General features: G+C 65.7%; 17 protein-coding genes. 6 read left to right on the top strand and 11 right to left on the bottom strand.

Annotated elements, in window-relative coordinates; genetic code table 11:
- Positions 1 to 7 precede the first annotated feature (7 nt).
- From DFR52_RS12785 to rsmI, 5 genes are all read right to left on the bottom strand, one after another.
- On the bottom strand, positions 8 to 1,321 hold the full coding sequence (locus tag DFR52_RS12785; protein ID WP_110032358.1) for a TRAP transporter large permease: 1,314 nt from the start codon (positions 1,319 to 1,321) through the stop codon (positions 8 to 10).
- A gap of 2 nt (positions 1,322 to 1,323) precedes the next feature.
- A complete protein-coding gene (locus tag DFR52_RS12780; protein ID WP_110032357.1) occupies positions 1,324 to 1,902 on the bottom strand; it encodes a TRAP transporter small permease subunit in 579 nt (192 codons plus the stop codon).
- A 62-nt stretch (positions 1,903 to 1,964) separates the two neighbouring features.
- Positions 1,965 to 2,990 (bottom strand): TRAP transporter substrate-binding protein, encoded by a 1,026-nt coding sequence (locus DFR52_RS12775; protein ID WP_110032356.1) that lies wholly within the window; start codon positions 2,988 to 2,990, stop codon positions 1,965 to 1,967.
- Between the two features lie 472 nt (positions 2,991 to 3,462).
- Entirely contained in the window at positions 3,463 to 3,843 is a 381-nt protein-coding gene (locus DFR52_RS12770; protein WP_110032355.1) for a YraN family protein, read from the bottom strand.
- A complete protein-coding gene (gene rsmI / locus DFR52_RS12765; RefSeq protein ID WP_110032354.1) occupies positions 3,840 to 4,766 on the bottom strand; it encodes a 16S rRNA (cytidine(1402)-2'-O)-methyltransferase in 927 nt (308 codons plus the stop codon). The genes DFR52_RS12770 and rsmI overlap by 4 nt, the downstream gene beginning before the upstream one ends.
- A 197-nt stretch (positions 4,767 to 4,963) precedes the next feature.
- Here rsmI and DFR52_RS12760 point away from each other — a divergent pair, with 197 nt between their 5' ends.
- The gene (locus DFR52_RS12760) at positions 4,964 to 5,305 is read left to right on the top strand and encodes a type II toxin-antitoxin system TacA family antitoxin (RefSeq protein WP_425351176.1); all 342 of its coding nucleotides are present in this window, start codon (positions 4,964 to 4,966) and stop codon (positions 5,303 to 5,305) included.
- Positions 5,302 to 5,862, top strand: a complete 561-nt coding sequence (locus tag DFR52_RS12755; RefSeq protein ID WP_110032353.1) for a GNAT family N-acetyltransferase — start codon at positions 5,302 to 5,304, stop codon at positions 5,860 to 5,862. Before DFR52_RS12760 ends, DFR52_RS12755 begins: the two co-directional genes overlap by 4 nt.
- Here the strand turns inward: DFR52_RS12755 and hemW are convergent.
- The 3 genes from hemW to rph all read right to left on the bottom strand — a co-directional run bounded on the left by hemW (position 5,859) and on the right by rph (position 8,486).
- Entirely contained in the window at positions 5,859 to 7,061 is a 1,203-nt protein-coding gene (gene hemW, locus DFR52_RS12750; RefSeq protein WP_170132262.1) for a radical SAM family heme chaperone HemW, read from the bottom strand. The genes DFR52_RS12755 and hemW overlap by 4 nt on opposite strands.
- The gene (locus DFR52_RS12745; protein WP_110032352.1) at positions 7,058 to 7,708 is read right to left on the bottom strand and encodes a non-canonical purine NTP pyrophosphatase; all 651 of its coding nucleotides are present in this window, start codon (positions 7,706 to 7,708) and stop codon (positions 7,058 to 7,060) included. Before DFR52_RS12745 ends, hemW begins: the two co-directional genes overlap by 4 nt.
- A gap of 61 nt (positions 7,709 to 7,769) precedes the next feature.
- The gene (gene rph / locus DFR52_RS12740) at positions 7,770 to 8,486 is read right to left on the bottom strand and encodes a ribonuclease PH (RefSeq protein ID WP_110032351.1); all 717 of its coding nucleotides are present in this window, start codon (positions 8,484 to 8,486) and stop codon (positions 7,770 to 7,772) included.
- Between the two features lie 174 nt (positions 8,487 to 8,660).
- Here rph and hrcA point away from each other — a divergent pair, with 174 nt between their 5' ends.
- The 3 genes from hrcA to DFR52_RS12725 all read left to right on the top strand — a co-directional run bounded on the left by hrcA (position 8,661) and on the right by DFR52_RS12725 (position 11,190).
- Positions 8,661 to 9,743 carry a heat-inducible transcriptional repressor HrcA gene (gene hrcA, locus DFR52_RS12735; protein ID WP_110032350.1) on the top strand — a complete coding sequence of 361 codons (1,083 nt, stop codon included), beginning with the start codon at positions 8,661 to 8,663 and terminating at the stop codon, positions 9,741 to 9,743.
- 117 nt (positions 9,744 to 9,860) lie between these two features.
- A complete protein-coding gene (gene grpE, locus DFR52_RS12730; RefSeq protein WP_110032349.1) occupies positions 9,861 to 10,481 on the top strand; it encodes a nucleotide exchange factor GrpE in 621 nt (206 codons plus the stop codon).
- 73 nt (positions 10,482 to 10,554) lie between these two features.
- The gene (locus DFR52_RS12725; protein ID WP_110032348.1) at positions 10,555 to 11,190 is read left to right on the top strand and encodes a trimeric intracellular cation channel family protein; all 636 of its coding nucleotides are present in this window, start codon (positions 10,555 to 10,557) and stop codon (positions 11,188 to 11,190) included.
- A gap of 65 nt (positions 11,191 to 11,255) precedes the next feature.
- Here the strand turns inward: DFR52_RS12725 and DFR52_RS12720 are convergent, their stop codons facing one another.
- The 3 genes from DFR52_RS12720 to mutS all read right to left on the bottom strand — a co-directional run bounded on the left by DFR52_RS12720 (position 11,256) and on the right by mutS (position 15,780).
- Positions 11,256 to 11,888, bottom strand: a complete 633-nt coding sequence (locus DFR52_RS12720) for a LysE family translocator (RefSeq protein ID WP_110032347.1) — start codon at positions 11,886 to 11,888, stop codon at positions 11,256 to 11,258.
- Between the two features lie 16 nt (positions 11,889 to 11,904).
- Positions 11,905 to 12,897 carry an adenosine kinase gene (locus DFR52_RS12715; RefSeq protein WP_110032346.1) on the bottom strand — a complete coding sequence of 331 codons (993 nt, stop codon included), beginning with the start codon at positions 12,895 to 12,897 and terminating at the stop codon, positions 11,905 to 11,907.
- A 150-nt stretch (positions 12,898 to 13,047) separates the two neighbouring features.
- Complete coding sequence (mutS, locus tag DFR52_RS12710; protein WP_245415324.1) at positions 13,048 to 15,780, bottom strand: DNA mismatch repair protein MutS; 2,733 nt, start codon at positions 15,778 to 15,780, stop codon at positions 13,048 to 13,050.
- Between the two features lie 177 nt (positions 15,781 to 15,957).
- Between mutS and DFR52_RS12705 the strand changes: the two genes are divergently transcribed.
- On the top strand, positions 15,958 to 18,240 hold the full coding sequence (locus tag DFR52_RS12705) for an NADP-dependent malic enzyme (protein ID WP_110032345.1): 2,283 nt from the start codon (positions 15,958 to 15,960) through the stop codon (positions 18,238 to 18,240).
- Positions 18,241 to 18,270 lie beyond the last annotated feature (30 nt).

The raw sequence follows: 18,270 nt of genomic DNA, 5'->3' as shown, positions 1-18,270 counted from the left end.
CGTCTCCTCAGTTCACCGGCCAGGTGGCGATCGGCGGGTAGAACAGGATGATCGCCAGCACCACCAATTGCAGCGCGATGAAGGGCAGCAGCGCGGTGTAGATGTGCTTGAGCGTGATCTCCTTCGGTGCAACGCTCTTGAGGTAGAAGGCGGCAGGCCCGAAGGGCGGTGTCAGGTAAGACACCTGCATGTTGACCGCGAACAGGATGCCGAACCAGATCGGATCGTAGCCCAGTTGGACGACGATGGGCACGAAGATCGGCAGCGTCAGCAGTGCAATGCCGATCCAGTCAAGGAACATGCCGAGCACCAGCAGTATGAGCATCATCACCATGATGATCACCACCGGCGGCGCGTCGATGCCGAGGATGGCGGCGGCGACAAAGCGGTTGCCGCCCATAAGGTTGTAGACGCCCACCAGCACGGCCGCGGCAATTCCGATCCAGATGATCATGCCGCAGGTTTCAAGCGTGTGCACCAGGCTGTCCTGCAGCGTTTTCACCGTCAATTCGCGGCGCAGCAGGGCAATCACCAGCACGGCCGAGACGCCGAGCGCCGCGGCTTCGGTGATGGAGGCAACGCCGCCGTAGATCGAGCCGAGCACGGCCACCACGATGAACATCGGCGCGATGATCGAGCGGATGGCGCTTCCCACCGATTCCTCGGCCAGTTCCGCCCTCGACATCGGCGGACCGAGCTGCGGATTGCGCAGGCAGAGGATCAGCACATAGCCGACATAGAAGGCCAGGAGCAGCAGCGCCGGCGTGATGGCGGCGACGAAGAGATCGGCGATCGAGACGCTCGCCACCAGGCCGTAGATGATCAGCACGATCGAGGGCGGCATCATCGTGCCGAGCGATCCGCCGGCGCAGACCACGCCGATCGACAGGTTGCGGTCGTAGCCGAGCCGCAGCATCTGCGGCAGCGCCAGGATGCCGAGCAGCACGATCTCTCCGCCGATGACGCCGGACATGGCTGCCATCAGGATCGCGACGATCAGCGTCTGCACGGCAACGCCGCCGGGAAGTCGCCCCGCCAGCACGCGCATGCCGTTGAACAGGTCCTTGGCGATGCCGGACCGGTCGAGCAGCGCCGCCATCAGGATGAACATGGGAATGGCGACCAGCGAGTATTCCGTGATGAAGCCGAAGATGCGGGCGGTGACCAGCGGCAGGGCGCTGCCGCCGAACCAGCCGAACGTGAAGATCAGCGCCACCAGCCCGGTGACCCAGGCCAGCGGCTGGCCGGTGAGAAGAAGCAGGAAGATCGCGGCCACCAGGACGTAGGATCCGTATTCGATGCCAAGCGCGCTCAGGCCCATGATCAATTCTCTCCGCTGGAGTCGGTCGGCGGCGAAACATCGCGGCGCAATGCGGCGATCAGGTGCATGACGGTCTGGGCGAACATCACCACGACGCAGATGAGCACCAGCATCTTGAGCAGGGCCGGCGTCGGCGGGTTCCACGATGTCCCCGTTCCCTCCAGGTGAATCTCTCCCGTGGGCGTGTGGGTGGCCTTCCAGGACATGATCCAGCCCGCGTAGGCGAGGCCCGCGAAGAACACGAGCGCGATGGCGGAGTTGACGATGTCGAGCCAGCGGCGGCCGGCCGGCGACACGGTGTCGTAGAACATGCGCACGCGGATATGCCTGTCGCGGGCCAGGGCGATCGGACCGCCCACCAGGAAGATGGCCGCAATCAGGAAGGTTGTGCTTTCGTGGGCCCAGAATGTCGGGGCGTCGAAGACATAGCGCGAGATCACTTCGAAGACCGTGACCAGGAAGGCCAGGAAGATGGCCCAGGCGAAGAATTTGGTGGAGCCGGCAACCGCCCTGTCGAGCCCGCTGCGGGTTTCGATCTCCCCGCTTTCGGCGCGCTCTTCCAACTCGAGAATGTCGGCCATCTTTATCTCCCGGTATCGGTGAACCGCGCCCGGGCGATGATCGCCGGGCGCGGAAGTCAGGTTCAGAGCAGGTTGCGGCCCGTGAGGTAGGTCGTGACCGCGTCGTAGTAGCGCTGGGTCATATCCGACTTGCCGGCCCAGACCTTCCACTCGTCCTGTGCGATGCGGCGGAACTTGGCGCGTTCGTCACCGGACCAGTTGATGATCTCGATTTCCGGATTGGCCTTCGCCTTGGTGACCGCCTCGGCATCAAGCTTGCGCACGGAATAGATGTGATCGAAGCAGAACTTGTTGACCGACGCGTTCAGGATCGCCTTCAGGTCTTCGGGCAGCCCGTCCCAGATCTCCTTGTTCATGGAGATGTCGATCAGCGGCAGCGAGTGAAAGCCCGGATAGAGCGGGTAGTGGGCGATGTCGTTCATGCCCAGCGCCTGGTTGGTGGCAAACACCGTGTTGTCGGCTGCCTGGACCACGCCCTTGTCGAGCGCGGAGAAGATTTCCGAGCCGGGAAGGGCCACCGGCGAGGCGCCGGCCTTGGAGAAGATCTCGAAGACCATGCCTTCCGGAGCCCGCAGCTTGACGCCCTTCAAGTCTTCCACGGTGCGGATCGGCACGCTGGACACGAAGGCCTCGGGTTCGGTCGCCGCCGCGCCGATGAAGTGGACGCCATAGGGCTCGACCAACTCCGAATAGAGCTCGTTGCCGCCGCCGGACTGCATGAAGCCCAGGAGTTCGAACGGATCGCTCCATGCGCCCACCAGGTTGCCCATCATCGCGAAGGCCGGGTCCTTGCCGGCAAAGTAGCTCGGATCGGTCAGATGCCCCTGCAGGATGCCGGAGCCCACCGCTTCCAGCGTGTCGGTGTGCGGAACGACCGAGCCGATCGGCAGGATCTCGATGTTGATTCGGCCGCCGGACAGAACGCCGACATTTTCTGCCCATTTCTGCTTGTTGATGAAGCCGGGCTCGCCTGCTGTCTCCGAAGTCTGGAATGTCCAGTCATAGTCCGCGGCAAGTGCTGCGCCGGACAGCGTCAGGACCGAAGCGGTCACGACGGCCAGCCCTGCAAGCGTGTTGATGAATCTCATTCTCTCTCTCCCATCGGTTGATGCACAGTCGATTTGCCGGGAGGGGCATCAAGCCCCCCGGCTGCTGGCCGATGATGCGCATGGATCACATCCATGTTCAACAATGCGGCCGCCGTTTTCTGGCATCGGAACCGCCGGTTTCGTCTGGCGCGGTCGGTGTCAAGGCGTCGGTTTAAAGCGAAAAAACATTGTATTATCGGGGGGCAACGCTCCCCGTCAGGGCGGGTTGCCGGCCTCTTCGTCAACCCGGCAGCTTAGACGAAAGACTAATGGAAAGGCTTGCCTCGTTCCATGGTAGCGGTGTCAAAAAACCGGCAGACGCCCTTCGCAGGCTATGGGCCGCGCCGGATTGCATTGAAATTATGCAGCGTCCACAATTGTGGCTCAGGTGAAAAATGGATGAGAAGTGGTGATTCTCCTCGTGGTAGCGGTATCAAGCGGAGGTGGAAGGTCGGGATGGCCGGCAGGAGCGTCAGAAAGCATCGGGATAGTGCAGCGGCCAGCGCCAGGGTCGGACGACGACGATGTCGTTGCGCAGGCTGAGCCGGGCGGCGTCGCGCTGGCGACCGAGCCAGAGGTCGCCGGCGGCGATGATGCGGCGCTGCGTCGCGTGCGAGACGGCGTCGAAGCCCGCCTGCCAGTCGCTCCGCGCCTTGACCTCGACGAAGGCCACGAGATCGCCGCGACGGGCGATCAGGTCGATCTCGCCCAGCGGCGTCTTGTAACGACGGGCGACGATGCGGTAGCCCTTGACGATGAGTGCGAGGGCGGCGAGGGTTTCGGCGCGATGGCCGCGGCGTTCGGCCTTGCGCCGGCGCGGGTCGAATTGCCCCTTGCCGCCGCCCGCGCTCACCCCGCTGCCTTGCGGTCAAGCAGGCGCTGGTAGAGGTCCTTGCGCGGCAGGCCGGTGAGCCGGGCCGCTTCCGTCGCTGCCTGCGCGGTAGATAGTGAGGCGGCGAGCTTGTCGAGCACCGCCTCGATGTCGTCCTCGGTCACCGTCGCGGCAATGCCCGGGCCGATGGCAAGCACGATCTCGCCCCTGACATTCTCGTCGGCGTAGTGCGCGGCAAGTTCTGCAAGCGTACCGCGGCGGATTTCCTCGAATGTCTTGGTCAGTTCCCGGCAGACGGCCGCGCGGCGGTCTCCGCCCAGCACCTCGCTCGCCGCCTTCAGCGTCGCGCCGATGCGGTTGGGGCTTTCGAAGAACATCAGCGTCGCAGCAACCGCGCCGAACTGCGCCAGCCGCTCGCGCCGCGCCTTGTCCTTGCCCGGCAGGAAGCCGCCGAACAGGAAGGCGTCATTGGGCAGGCCCGAGGCGACGAGCGCCGCCATCGGCGCCGAGGCGCCCGGCACCGGGATCACCGCAATGTCGGCGGCTATAGCCGTCTGCGCCAGCCGGTAGCCGGGATCGGAGACCAGCGGCGTGCCGGCGTCCGAGATCAGCGCCACGCTCTTGCCGGCGGCTAGCGCCTCCATCAGCTTCGGGCCGACGGTGTCGGCGTTGTGCTCGTGATAGGCATAGGGTCGAGTGGAAATGCCGTAGCGGTCGAGCAGCACGCGGGAGACGCGGGTGTCCTCGCAGGCGATGATGTCGGCCGAGGCAAGCGTCTCCAGGGCGCGCAGCGTCATGTCGCCGAGATTGCCGATCGGGGTTGCCACCAGATGCAGGCCGGGGTCGAGCGGCCGCGCCGCAATCACCGCCTGACCGATGCGGTAGCTGCGTCCGCTCGTCTGGTGCCCGGTGTCGCCGTCATTGCTTGGTGTCTCGTTTGCCATTTGGCCCCGCTCGAATTGCTCACACTGGAGTATTTGCCTTGCGCCGCTTTGACAAGGCGGGCGGTGCTGCCAATGACGACTGCCGAGAGGCATGAATTCGGCTTTTCCGGCACGCACCGGTCGTTGCCTCGGCACGTCCCGGTCTTTGGCCGATGTCCGATGTCCAAGCCGTGCCGCAAGCGAGCATGGAACATAAAATGTACGTCATTCCGGCGTACATGTTGATGGCCATGGTCACCTCAGACAAAAGCACCAGCAATATCGCCGAGCGCGCAAGCGAGCGGATGAATTTCCGCACCAAGCCGCATATCAAGCAGGCGATCCAGCGGGCGGCGGCGCTCAGCGGCGTCGATGACAGTGTCTTCACGATGACTGCGGCCTACGCTTCCGCGCTCGAAACAATAGCCGCGCATGAGCGAACACTTCTTGAGCCGATCGATCATGCCGCATTCTTTGACGCGCTCGATACGCCGTCGTCTGCGACACCTAACCTACGCGATGCGTTTGCCCGTCATCAGGCGCGTGTTCTGTCGAAGTGACCGGTGGCAACATCGACAAAAACGCCATAGAGCCGTTCGATCCGGACAAGCATGATCGGACGGCTTTTTGCTGCGGTGTCGATCAGGTCGACAATTTCTTCAGGAAGACCGCGAATAAACTCGCGAAAGCCGACAATACCCGCATCTATGTGATGGTTGCCCCGGACGGCGCCACCATCGGATTCTCCGCACTCAACGCCCATGCGATCCACTATCGGGAATTGCCGGGGAAATATGCCCGACCCCGCCCCGCCAACGGCTCCATTCCGGCGGCGTTCCTGTCAATGATCGGCATCGACAAGCGCTACGCCGGTCAGGGCTATGGCGGCGATCTTATCGCCGATGCGTTGTTGCGGATTGCACAGGCTTCCGAGCGTGTTGGCATCGTCATGGTCGTTCTTGATGTGCTGGACGACGGCAATCCGGCTCTGGTTGCCCGGCGGACAGCGCTCTATGCGGCATATGGCTTCCAGCCCTTGCCTTCAAATCCGCGTCGTCTGTTCCTGCCTGTCGCCACCGTGCGGCAGTTCTTGCGGGAATCGGACGGACACTTCTAAGACGCGAGGTCGGCGACCACGGCGTCGAGCACCAGCATGCCCTTGGGCGTGCAGCGGATCCGGTCGGGACCCATCGGCTGGACGAATCCGTGGCTTTCGAGAAACGCCACCCGTTCTGCGTCGAGCGTCCGGCCCGACAGCGCCCGCCAGCGCTTGAGGTCCATGCCCTCGCGCAGCCTCAGTCCCATCAGCAGCAGTTCGTCGGCCTGCTCTGAGGTTTCCAGCGGCGTGGTCTCGACCATGCCGTGGCCACGCTCGGTGACCGAGGCAAGCCAGGCTTCCGGGTTGCGCTCATTGGCGGTGGCCACCTTGCCCTGCGGCATGGTCAGCCGCCCATGGGCGCCAGCGCCGATGCCGGCATAGTCGCCATAGCGCCAGTAGGTGAGATTGTGCTGGCTCTCGGCGCCGGGACGGGCATGGTTGGAGACCTCGTAGGCCGGCAGCCCGTGCGCGGTGGTGACCTCCTGGGTCAGTTCGTAGAGTTCGGCCGACAGGTCGCCGTCGGGCACCACGAGCTTGCCGGCCTTGTGCAGGCCCCAGAACGGCGTGCCTTCCTCGATGGTCAGCTGATAGAGCGAGAGGTGGTCGGCGGCGAGATCGATGGCGTATTCGAGTTCGCGCGCCCAGTCGTCCGGGCGCTGCTGCGGCCGGGCGTAGATCAGGTCGAAGGACATGCGCGGGAAGATGTCGCGCGCGAGCCCTATGGCTGTCAGCGCCTCGGCGGTGTTGTGCAGCCGGCCGAGCACCCTGAGGTCGGCGTCGTTGAGCGCCTGTACCCCGAGCGAGACCCGGTTGACGCCGGCGGCGCGATAGCCGCGGAAGCGCTCCGCCTCGACGCTCGACGGATTGGCTTCGAGCGTGATCTCGATGCCGTCGGGCATGTCCCAGGCCCGGCCGACGGCGGTCAGGATCGCGTCGACCGTCGAGGGTTCCATCAGCGACGGCGTGCCGCCGCCGAAGAAGATGCTGCTCACCGTTCGCGGCCCCGAGAGCTGCCGCATATGGGCGATCTCTGCCCGGAACGCCGCGACATAGGCCTGCTGCTCGACGCCCTGGTGGCGAACATGGCTGTTGAAATCGCAATAGGGGCATTTGGCGGCGCAGAACGGCCAGTGCAGATAGACCGCGAAGCCGGGCCGGCCGCTGTCGGGCAGCACGCCGGGGCGCAGGCCCACCACATTGGTTGATGTCGTGCTCACGGCCTGCCCAGACCCAGGCACTCCTCGGCGAACAGCTTGAAGGCGCGGGCCCGGTGCGAGAGCGCGTGGGCGTCGCCGGGCTTCCAGCCGTGCTTTTCCTCGGCGCTCATTTCACCGAAGGTGCGCGAGTGGCCTTGGGGCTGGAACACCGGATCGTAGCCGAAGCCGAGACCGCCGCGCGGCGGCCAGACCAGATGGCCTTCTGCCTCGCCGCGGAAGAACTGGGTCGACCCGTCGGGATCGGCCAGGCACAGCACCGAGACGAAGCGGCCGCTGCGCCTCTCCGGATCGGTGAAGCCGCGCGCCCGCAACGCGTCCTCGACCTTGCGCATGGCGATGGCGAAATCGCGGCCGCCCCCGGGCATCTCGGCCCAGTCGGCTGTGTAGATGCCTGGCGCCCCGTCAAGCGCGTCGACCACCAGGCCGGAATCGTCCGACAGCGCCGGAATGCCGGCGGCGCGCGCGGCGGTGACGGCCTTCAGTGCCGCGTTTTCCTCGAACGTATGTCCAATTTCCGGCGGCTCCGGCAGTCCGAGCTCGGCGGCCGAGGTCACGGTGATGCCGAGCGGACCGAACAGGTCGGTGATCTCGCGGATCTTGCCTTCATTGTGGCTGGCCACGAGAATGGTCTTGGGAGGCGTCTGCATGGTGGGTCCTGTTTCCGGCCGAAGCGCGCCGGCGCATGCTGGAATGCGCCGGTCGTTGAGCTCAGGCGATGGTGTCTTTCTGCATCTGCACCAATCCGCTGATTCCGCTCCGCGCCAGCAGCATGAGTTCGAGGAACTGCTCCTGCGAAAACGGTACGCCTTCGGCCGTGCCCTGGATCTCGACGATGCCGCCCGACCCGGTCATGACGAAGTTGGAATCGGTTTCGGCGGCCGAATCCTCCAGATAGTCGAGATCGAGTACCGACTGGCCGGCGAAGATGCCGCAGGACACGGCCGCCACATGGTCCTTGAGCACGCGGTCGACCTTGACCATGGACCGCGCCTCCATCCACTTCAGGCAGTCATGCAGCGCCACCCAGGCTCCGGTGATCCCCGCGGTACGGGTGCCGCCATCGGCCTGGATGACGTCGCAGTCGATGGTGATCTGGCGTTCGCCCAGCGCTTCGAGGTCGACGACGGCGCGCAGCGAACGCCCGATAAGCCGCTGGATTTCCTGGGTGCGTCCGCCCTGCTTGCCGGCCGAGGCCTCGCGGCGCATCCGGTCGCCGGTCGCCCGCGGCAGCATGCCGTATTCGGCCGTCACCCAGCCCTTGCCGCCGTTGCGCAGCCACGGCGGCACCCGCTCCTCGAGGCTCGCCGTGCACAGCACATGGGTGTCGCCGAAGCGCACAAGGCAGGACCCTTCCGCGTGTTTCGAGAAGCCGCGCTCGAAGCTGACGGCGCGCATCTGGTCTAGTTTCCGGCCTGAAGGGCGCATGCTGTGTCTCCCGGTGATGGTCTGGCCGCCTTCTATCGGTCCGACACCCTGCATGCAAAGGAAAACCACAGCGTGGCCTTTGCCGCGCCTGCCGCTTTCCCCCTTCCCCGATCTGTCCCGGGTGCCTATATTCGGCTCGACGGCCTCCTTGACGGGTCCGAAGGATACTCAACCATGACCATCAACAATCCGCTGGCGGTCGACCTGCTCTCCACTCTGGATGAGCGCTCGCGCGAGATATTTCGCAGCATTGTCGAATCCTACCTCGAGTCGGGCGATCCGCTCGGCTCTCGCAGCCTGTCGCGGCTGTTGCCGGTGGCGCTCTCGCCGGCGTCGATCCGCAATGTGATGAGCGATCTCGAGGGCCTCGGCCTGATCTACGCCCCGCATGTCAGCGCCGGACGGCTGCCGACCCAGAAGGGGCTGCGCTTCTTTGTCGATGCCTTCATGCAGGTCGGCGACCTGCAGCCGGAGATGCGCGAGAGCATCGAGCGTCAGGTTCGCACCGACGAGCTCAACCGTCCGGTCGAAACACTGCTGACCGAGGCCAGCCAGATGCTGTCGGGCATGTCGCGCGGCGCCGGCCTGGTCATTGCCGCCAAGAACGAGTCCACCATCCGCCACATCGAGTTCATCCGGCTGGATCCGCAGCGCGCGCTGGTCGTCCTCGTCGGCGGCAACGACCAGGTGGAAAACCGCATCATGGAACTGCCCGCCGGCGTCACCGCCTCGCAGTTGACGGAGGCGGCGAACTTCCTCAACGCCCATCTCGCCGGACGCACCATGGACGAGGTCCGCAAGGAACTCGAACGGCAGCACGGCGAGGTCCGGTCGGCGCTCGATGCGCTCTCGCGCGATCTGGTGGAGCGCGGCCTGGCCGCCTGGGCGGGTGCCTCCAGCGCGTCGGGATCGACCCGGATGATCGTCCGCGGCCGCGCCAATCTCCTGGAAAACGTCTCCGCCGGCGAGGACCTGGACCGGCTCAGGCTGCTGTTTGACGAACTCGAGCGCAACGAGAGCCTGATCGAGCTGATGTCGCTGGCCGACGCCGGTTCGGGCGTGCGCATCTTCATCGGCTCCGAGAACAAGCTGTTCTCGTTGTCAGGCTCTTCGGTGATCGTCGCGCCCTATCGCGACGGCGAGGACAAGGTGATCGGCGCCGTCGGCATCATCGGGCCGACCCGGCTCAACTACGCCCGCATCGTGCCGATGGTCGACTACACCGCGCAACTGGTCTCGCGGCTGGTGCGCAAATAGGTTGGTACCTCCATAAGCCGCCCGATATGCCGGCGGCCCTTGATTTTTGCGTCCCGAACGTCGATATCCGGGGCAACTCGACACCATCCATCATTTGCAAGCACAGGATACTCACCCATGAGCGATGAGCATTACGGCAACGAGCCGGACGATACGGAATTCGACGATGTCGAAGCGAGCACCGATCGGCACAATGACGAGCACGCGCTGGACCTGATCGAGCGGCTCCAGGCAGAGAACGCCGAACTCAAGGACCGTTATCTCCGTCTCGCTGCCGACATGGAAAACCTGCGCCGCCGCACCGCCCGCGACGTCAAGGACGCCAAGAGCTACTCGATCGCCGGCTTTGCCCGCGACATGCTGCAGGTCTCCGACAATCTGCGCCGCACGCTCGATTCCGTCCCGGAACAGGCTGCAGACGCCGAGGACACCGGCCTCAAGGCGCTGGTCGAAGGCGTCGATCTGACCGAACGCGCCATGCTGTCGGCCCTCGAGCGCCACGGCGTGCGCAAGGTCGATCCGAAGGGCCAGAAGTTCGACCCGAACTTCCACCAGGCAATGTTCGAGATCCCCAATCCGGACCTGCCCAACAACACAGTCGTCGAGGTGGTCCAGTCGGGCTATGTGCTCGGCGAGCGCATGCTGCGCCCGGCCATGGTCGGCGTCGCCAAGGGCGGCCCCAAGGAAGTGGCAGCCGAGCCCGGCGCGCCGATCGCGGAATCCGAAAAGGACGCGTGACGGTTGAGGCGGACGCCGGCATGGCCCGGCGCCGCGCCGCCCGGAGTGCCGGTCGGAGAACGGGAGAGATGCCATGCCGGTGCTTGAATGGCTCGATTATGCCGGCGTGGCGGTGTTCGCCGCCACCGGCGCGCTTGCCGCCTCGCGCAAGCAGCTCGACATGATCGGCTTCATCTTCCTCGCCGCCGTCACCGGCATCGGCGGCGGCACCGTCCGCGATCTGGTTCTGGGCGAGGCGCCGGTGTTCTGGGTGCGCAACCCCAATTACCTGCTGATCACCGCCGCGGTGGCGATCTGCGTCTACTTCACCGCCCACCTGTTCGAATCGCGCTACCGGCTGCTGCTCTGGCTCGACGCCACAGGCCTTGCAGCCTATTCGGTGATGGGGGCGGCCAAGGGGCTGGCCGCCAGCGGCTCGCCCACCGTCGCCATCGTCACCGGCATGCTGACGGCGACGCTCGGCGGCATCCTGCGCGACGTGCTCTCGGGCGAACCCTCGGTCCTGATGCGGCCGGAAGTCTATGTCACCGCGGCGCTGGTTGGCGCCGGCGCCTTCGTGGCGGCGACCTTCGCCGGCCTGCCGCTGGTCGCAGCCTCGGGCATCGGCGTGCTGGCGGCTTTCATCGTTCGCGGCGGCGCACTGCGCTTCGGCTGGGCCTTCTCGCCCTACCGCTCGCGTCCCGGCCGCCGCCCGGAAGACATCATGTGATCTGCCGGAGTTGCGGCAGTCCGGACGACGGAACCGCACTTTGTCCAGGACAATTTGACCGGCTCTCAGCTCCGCTGCAGGGCGAGATGCGCTCCGAGCCCGATGAGGAGGCTGCCGCCGACACGCCGCATCAGCTGCTGCGCCGCCGTCGATCGCCTGAGCCGGGCCATCATCGCACCGGCCAGCATCACGCAGACGAAGTCGGCCGACGAGAAGACCAGGTTGACGATGGCGCCGAGGATCAGGAATTGCAGCCAGACGGGAAAAGCCGCCCCGGCATCGACGAATTGCGGCAGGAAGGCCAGGAAGAACAGCGCGGTCTTTGGATTGAAAATCTCGACCGTGATGCTCTCGGCGAAGGCGCGGCGTCCGGATCTTGCCACGAAACCAGCGGCGGCGGCCACATCAGCAAAAGGCGAGCGCAGCATGGAAAGACCCAGCCACACCAGATATCCGGCGCCGACGAGCTTGACCGCCATGTAGAGCCACGGCACCGCGTGAAACAGGACAGACAGGCCAGCCGCCGCGGCGCCGACATGCGCGTAGCAGCCGAGGTGGATGCCGAGGGCGGCCAGCAGCCCCGCCTTGCGTCCGCGCGCCAGGGTTTGCGCCGCCGCATACAGCATCGCCGGCCCGGGGATATAGGCGAAGATCGCCGTGGTGACGAGGAAGGTGATCAGCAGGTCGATCGATGGCATGGTTTCCCCGTCCGGTTCAGATCAGGCCGGCGTCCTCGGCAGCCTCTTGCAATGACAGCTGCAGTCTGGGTCCGATCTGCTGGATCACCAGTCCCGCGGCGAGGCTGCCGAGCCGGCCGCAGGTCTCGAGCGGCCTGCCGGTGGCGTAACCGAACAGGAAGCCCGCGGCGTAGAGATCGCCGGCACCGGTGGTGTCGACCACTTCCGTGACTTCGATGGCCGGGATCTCTATCCGTTCCTGCCCGCACAGAACCACCGACCCATGTTCGGAACGGGTGACGATGGCGAGCTTGCAGTCGGCCGCCAGCCGGGTGGCGGCCTCGTCGAAATCCGCCGTTTCGTAGAGCGACTTCGCCTCGTCGGAATTGGCAAACACGATGTCGATCGTGCCCGAGCGCATCAGGTCGAGGAATTCGGCCCGGTAGCGGCCGACGCAGAACGGGTCGGACAACGTCATCGACACCTCGCGGCCATTGTCGTGGGCGATCTTCGCCGCCATGCGGATAGCGTCCTTGGCGAGCGGCGGGTCCCACAGATAGCCTTCGAAATAGGTCACCCGCGCACCGGCGACGACGTCATCCTCGATATCGTCGGGACCCAGTTCGACACAGGCGCCGAGATAGGTGTTCATCGAGCGCTCGCCGTCCGGGGTGACGAAGATCATCGACCGCGCCGTCGGCGGCGCGTCCTTCAGCGGCCGGGTCTCGAAGTGCACGCCCTGGGCGCGGATGTCGTGGGTGTAGATCTTGCCGAGCTGGTCTTCCGAGACCTTGCCGAAGAACGCAGCCCGGCCACCGAGGCTCGCCACGCCCGCAGCCGTGTTGCCGGCGGAGCCGCCCGATGTTTCGATCGCGGGGCCCATGGCGACATAGAGCAGTTCCGCTCGTTCCGTGTCGATCAGGTTCATTGCCGCCTTGATGATGTTGTTGTCATCGAGAAAGGCATCGTCGCAGCGGGCAATGATGTCGACAATGGCATTGCCGATGCAGAGGACGTCGAACTGGCTCATGGAAAGCTTTCGGTTGGGATCGCGGCATACTGGATTGGAATAGTTAATAGCTGTTTGACCGACGATGGCAAACCTCGCTCGGCAGAAACAGCTTCCGGCCCCGCTTTGGCGGCGAGCTGTGACGGCTGGGTCCGCATCAACTCGGGCCCGCTACGGCCTGCTGCCGTCCGCCTTCAGCCGCTTGAGGGTGTAGAGCGCTTCCATCGCCTCGCGCGGCGTCATCTCGTCGGGATTGAGCGTGTCGACCAGCTCCTCGAACGGAGACGGCCCCTTCGGCGGCGCGGGCGGCTGCGCCCGCTTCACCTGGGCGGCAAACAGCGGCAGTTCATCGATCAGCCGGTCGGCGGGGTTTTCGCGCTCGGAGGATTCGAGCTGCGCCAGCACGTGCTTGGCGCGTGCCACCACCGCCTCCGGCAGGCCGGCAAGCCGGGCCACCTGAATGCCGTAGGATCGGTCGGCAGCCCCCGGTCCGACCTCGTGCAGGAAGACGACCTCGTTTTCCCATTCCTTGACCTTCATCGTCGCCTTGGCAAGCCGAGGCAGTTTCTCCGACAGTGCGGTCAGCTCGTGGAAATGGGTGGCGAATAGCCCGCGGCAGCGATTGGTCTCGTGCAGGTGCTCGACGGCCGCCCAGGCGATCGACAGCCCGTCGAAGGTGGCGGTGCCGCGGCCGATCTCGTCGAGGATCACCAGCGAGCGTTCGCTGGCCTGGTTGAGGATAGCAGCAGTCTCCACCATCTCCACCATGAAGGTGGAGCGGCCGCGCGCCAGATCGTCGGAGGCGCCGACGCGCGAGAACAGCCGGTCGACGATGCCGATATGGGCAGAGCCGGCGGGCACGAAGGAGCCCATCTGCGCCATGATCGCAATCAGCGCGTTCTGCCTGAGGAAGGTCGACTTGCCGCCCATGTTCGGGCCGGTGAGCAGCCAGATGGCGCCGGTCTTCTCTGTGCCGGGCGGCGACAGGCAGCAATCATTGGCAACGAAGGGCTGTTGCGCCTGGCGTCTGAGCGCCTGCTCGACCACCGGATGGCGGCCGGCGACGATGTCGAAGGCGAGGCTGGTGTCCACCGTTGGTCGCACGTAGCCCTGTTCCTCGGCCAGCGCGGCGAGTCCCGCCAGCACGTCGATGGCCGACAGCGCGTCGGCGGCGGCCTTGATCGCGTCGGCCTGCGAAGCGACCATTGACAGCATGCTGTCAAACAGCTCGAATTCGATCGCCAGCGCCTGATCGGCGGCATTGGCGATGCGGGTTTCGAGATCCGAAAGTTCGGTCGTGGTGAAGCGCATGGCGTTGGCCATGGTCTGGCGATGGATGAAGCGGCCGCGCGCGGCGTCCCCCTCGGTCAGCGGACCTGCGTTCGGTGCCGTCACCTCGATGAAATAGCCCAGCACATTGTTGTGCCGGATCTTCAGCGCCCGCACCCCGGTTTCCTCGGCATAGGCGAGTTGCAGGCCGGCAATCACCCGGCGGGACTCGTCGCGCAGCGCCCGGAGCTCATCGAGTTCGGCATTGTGCCCGGCGCGGACGAAGCCGCCGTCGCGCTTCAAGAGTGGAGTCTCGTCGGCAAGGCAGGCCGACAGCTCGGTCCGAAGCATGTCGGGCAGCGCCTCGAGCGCCGCCACGGCGGCCTGGATGCCGGCGGGGGGCCGTCGGTCGCCGAAGCTTGCAGCGATCGCTGTGGCGGCCTCCACGCCGGCCAGGATCGCCTGCAGGTCGCGCGGCCCGCCGCGGTTGAGCGCCAGCCGCGACAGCGCCCGCGGCATGTCTGAAACGCTTCGTAAGGCCAGGCGCACATTATCGGTGAAGCCGGGTTCGCTCATCAGCCAGCTCACATCGTCGAGCCGGGCATTGATCCTTTCCGGATCTGTGAGCGGCGACATCAGCCAGTCCGACAGCCGCCGTGCGCCGCCGCCGGTCACCGTGCGGTCGATGGCCTTCAATAGGCTGCCCTGGCGTTCGCCCGACAGCGTGCGGATGAGCTCCAGATTGGCGCGGGTGGCCGGATCGATGAACAGGCTGGCGCCGTCGCGCTCTCGCTCCGGCCGGCCAAGCGGCGGTCGCTCCGCGAACTGGGTTTTTTCCACATAGGTGATGGCGGCCGAGGCGGCGGCGAGTTCGGCGCGCGAAAAACTTCCGAAACCGTCGAGCGAGGCGACGTCAAAGAAGCGGGCGATCCGGCCCTCGGCCGTGGCGCTGTCGAAGAGCACCTGCGGCTGCGGCACTGCCACCCGGCCGAGCTGGTCCATCAGTTGCCGCATCTCCGGATCGTGGAACACGCCTTCGGCGACAATCAGCTCGCTGGGCTCGATCCTGAGGATATCCGACAACAGGCGTGTCTGGTTGCTCTCGGTGACATGGAAGGCGCCGGTGGAGATCTCGATCCAGGCAAGCCCGAACTGCGCCTCGCCCGATCCGCGCACCCGCGCCATCGCCATCAGGAAATTGGATTCGGACGGCGACAACAGCTTGTCTTCGGTCAGGGTGCCCGGTGTTACCAGCCGCACCACGTCGCGCTTGACGACCGACTTGCCGCCGCGCTTCTTCGATTCCGCCGGGTCCTCGACCTGCTCGCAGACGGCCACCCGGAAGCCGAGCCGGATCAGCCGTTGCAGGTAGTCGTCCGCCGCATGCACCGGCACCCCGCACATCGGAATATCCTGGCCCAGATGCTGGCCGCGTTTGGTCAGCGTGATGCCGAGCGCCCGCGACGCATCGACGGCGTCGCCGAAAAACAGCTCGTAGAAATCGCCCATCCGGTAGAACAGCAGCGAATCTGGATTGGCCGCCTTGATCTCGATGAACTGCTCCATCATCGGCGTTGCCGAGGCGCGGCTCTCGCTGGTGGCGAGCTCGGCGGTGCTGAGCGTCTCCTGGGACAAGGGGGGCTGATGGGTCAAATTCTTCGCTTGCCTCGGGGGTCTTCAACGGTTTGGATAGTCAGCTTCACCCGATGGGCTTCTTTACAGCTGCAGGCAAGCACCCTAACGGTGAGGAGGGCTCTAAGACAACAGCAACGAGGCGCCGCATGACGGTCGCCCACAAGGGAACGAAACGTCATGGCAGGAAAAGACAAGTCCGATCGCAAGTTGTCCGCGTCCGCGGCACAGGAGGCGCTCGATTTCCATTCGCGCGGCCGGCCCGGCAAGCTGGAGATTTCGCCGACCAAGCCGATGGCGACCCAGGGAGACCTGTCGCTTGCCTATTCGCCCGGCGTCGCCGTGCCGGTGCTGGCGATCGCGGAAGACGCCTCGCGCGCCTACGACTACACCACCAAGGGCAACATGGTCGCCGTGATCTCCAACGGCACCGCCATCCTCGGTCTCGGCAATCTAGGAGCGCTCGCCTCCAAGCCGGTGATGGAGGGCAAGGCGGTGCTGTTCAAGCGCTTCGCCGATGTCGACGCCATCGACCTCGAGGTCGACACCGAGAATGTGGAGGAGTTCATCAACTGCGTCCGCTTCCTCGGGCCGAGCTTCGGCGGCATCAACCTCGAGGACATCAAGGCGCCCGACTGCTTCATCATCGAGAGCCGCCTGCGCGAGATCATGGACATTCCCGTCTTCCATGACGACCAGCACGGCACCGCCATCATCGCCGCCGCCGGCCTGATCAACGCGCTGCACCTGACGGGCCGCGATCTCAAGACCACGAAGCTCGTCTGCAACGGCGCGGGCTCGGCCGCCATCGCCTGCGTCGAGCTGATCAAGGCGATGGGCTTCTCGCCGCAGAACATCATCATGTGCGACACCAAGGGCGTCATCCACAAGGACCGAACCGAAGGCATGAACCAGTGGAAGTCGGCCCATGCCACGGTGACCACGGCGCGCTCGCTGGCGGAAGCCATGGACGGCGCCGACGTGGTTCTGGGCCTCTCGGTCAAGGGAGCCCTGTCGGATGCGATGATCCGCTCGATGGCGCCGCGGCCCATCATCTTCGCCATGGCCAATCCGGATCCGGAAATCACGCCCGAGGAAGTGGCCGGCATCCGCGACGACGCCATCATGGCCACAGGCCGCTCGGACTATCCCAACCAGGTCAACAATGTGCTGGGATTTCCCTACATCTTCCGCGGCGCACTCGATGTCCGCGCCTCGACCATCAACGAGGAGATGAAGATCGCCGCCGTCCATGCGCTTGCAGATCTCGCCCGCGAGGACGTGCCCGACGACGTGGCGGCCGCCTATCAGGGCAACCGGCCGCGCTTCGGCCCGCAATACATCATCCCGGTGCCGTTCGATCCGCGGCTGATCTCCGCCATTCCGCTGGCCGTTGCCAAGGCGGCCATGGATTCGGGCGTGGCCCGCAAGCCGATCATCGATCTGCACGCCTATTCAAACGAGCTCTCCGCCCGCCGCGACCCGATCGCCTCGACGCTGCAGCGGCTGTTCGAGAAGGTCCGCCGCCATCCGCGCCGCATGGTCTTTGCCGAGGGCGAGGAGGAGCAGGTGATGCGCGCGGCCGTCACCTATGTGAATCAGCGGCTCGGCACCGCCTATCTGCTCGGCCGCGAGGAGCAGATGCGCGAGACCGCCCGGCTTGCCGGCATCGACCTCGACCGCCCCGGCATCGAGCTGATCAATGCCCGCGTCTCGCACCGCCTCGAGGCCTACACCGACTATCTCTATGCCCGGCTGCAGCGCAAGGGCTACCTGCACCGCGACTGCCAGCGACTGATCAACACCGATCGCAACCATTTCGGCGCCTGCATGGTGGCGCTGGGCGATGCCGACGCCATGGTCACCGGCAAGACCCGCAACTACTCGACCGCGCTGGAAGACGTGCGCCGCTGCATCGACACCAAGCCCGGCCACCGCATGATCGGGGTCTCGCTGGCACTATGCCGCGGCCGCACCGTGCTGGTCGCAGACACTGCGGTGATCGACATGCCGAATTCGGAGGAGCTGGCCGATATCGCGGTGGAGGCCGCCGGCATGGCTCGCCGGCTCGGCTATGAGCCCAGGGTGGCGATGCTGGCCTACTCCACCTTCGGCCATCCCACCGGCGAACGCGCCGAGAGGGTGCGTGACGCGGTCAAGATCCTCGACCGGCGCAGGGTCGATTTCGAGTATGACGGCGAGATGGCCGCCGACGTGGCGCTCAACGCCACCGTCCAGGAGCAGTATCCCTTCTGCCGCCTGTCGGGCACGGCCAACGTGCTGGTGATGCCGGCGTTCCACTCCGCCTCGATCTCCACCAAGATGCTGCAGGAGCTCGGCGGCTCCACCGTCATCGGCCCGCTGCTCGTCGGCCTCGACAAGTCCGTGCAGATCGTCTCGATGGGCGCCAAGGATACCGACATCGTCAACATGGCGGCGATCGCCGCCTACAACGCCGGCTGACAGCGATCGGCAGCCCGGGTGCAATCCGGG

This window comes from Hoeflea marina, assembly GCF_003182275.1.
Taxonomy (GTDB): domain Bacteria; phylum Pseudomonadota; class Alphaproteobacteria; order Rhizobiales; family Rhizobiaceae; genus Hoeflea; species Hoeflea marina.
This window is presented reverse-complemented; position numbering and strand designations above follow the sequence as displayed.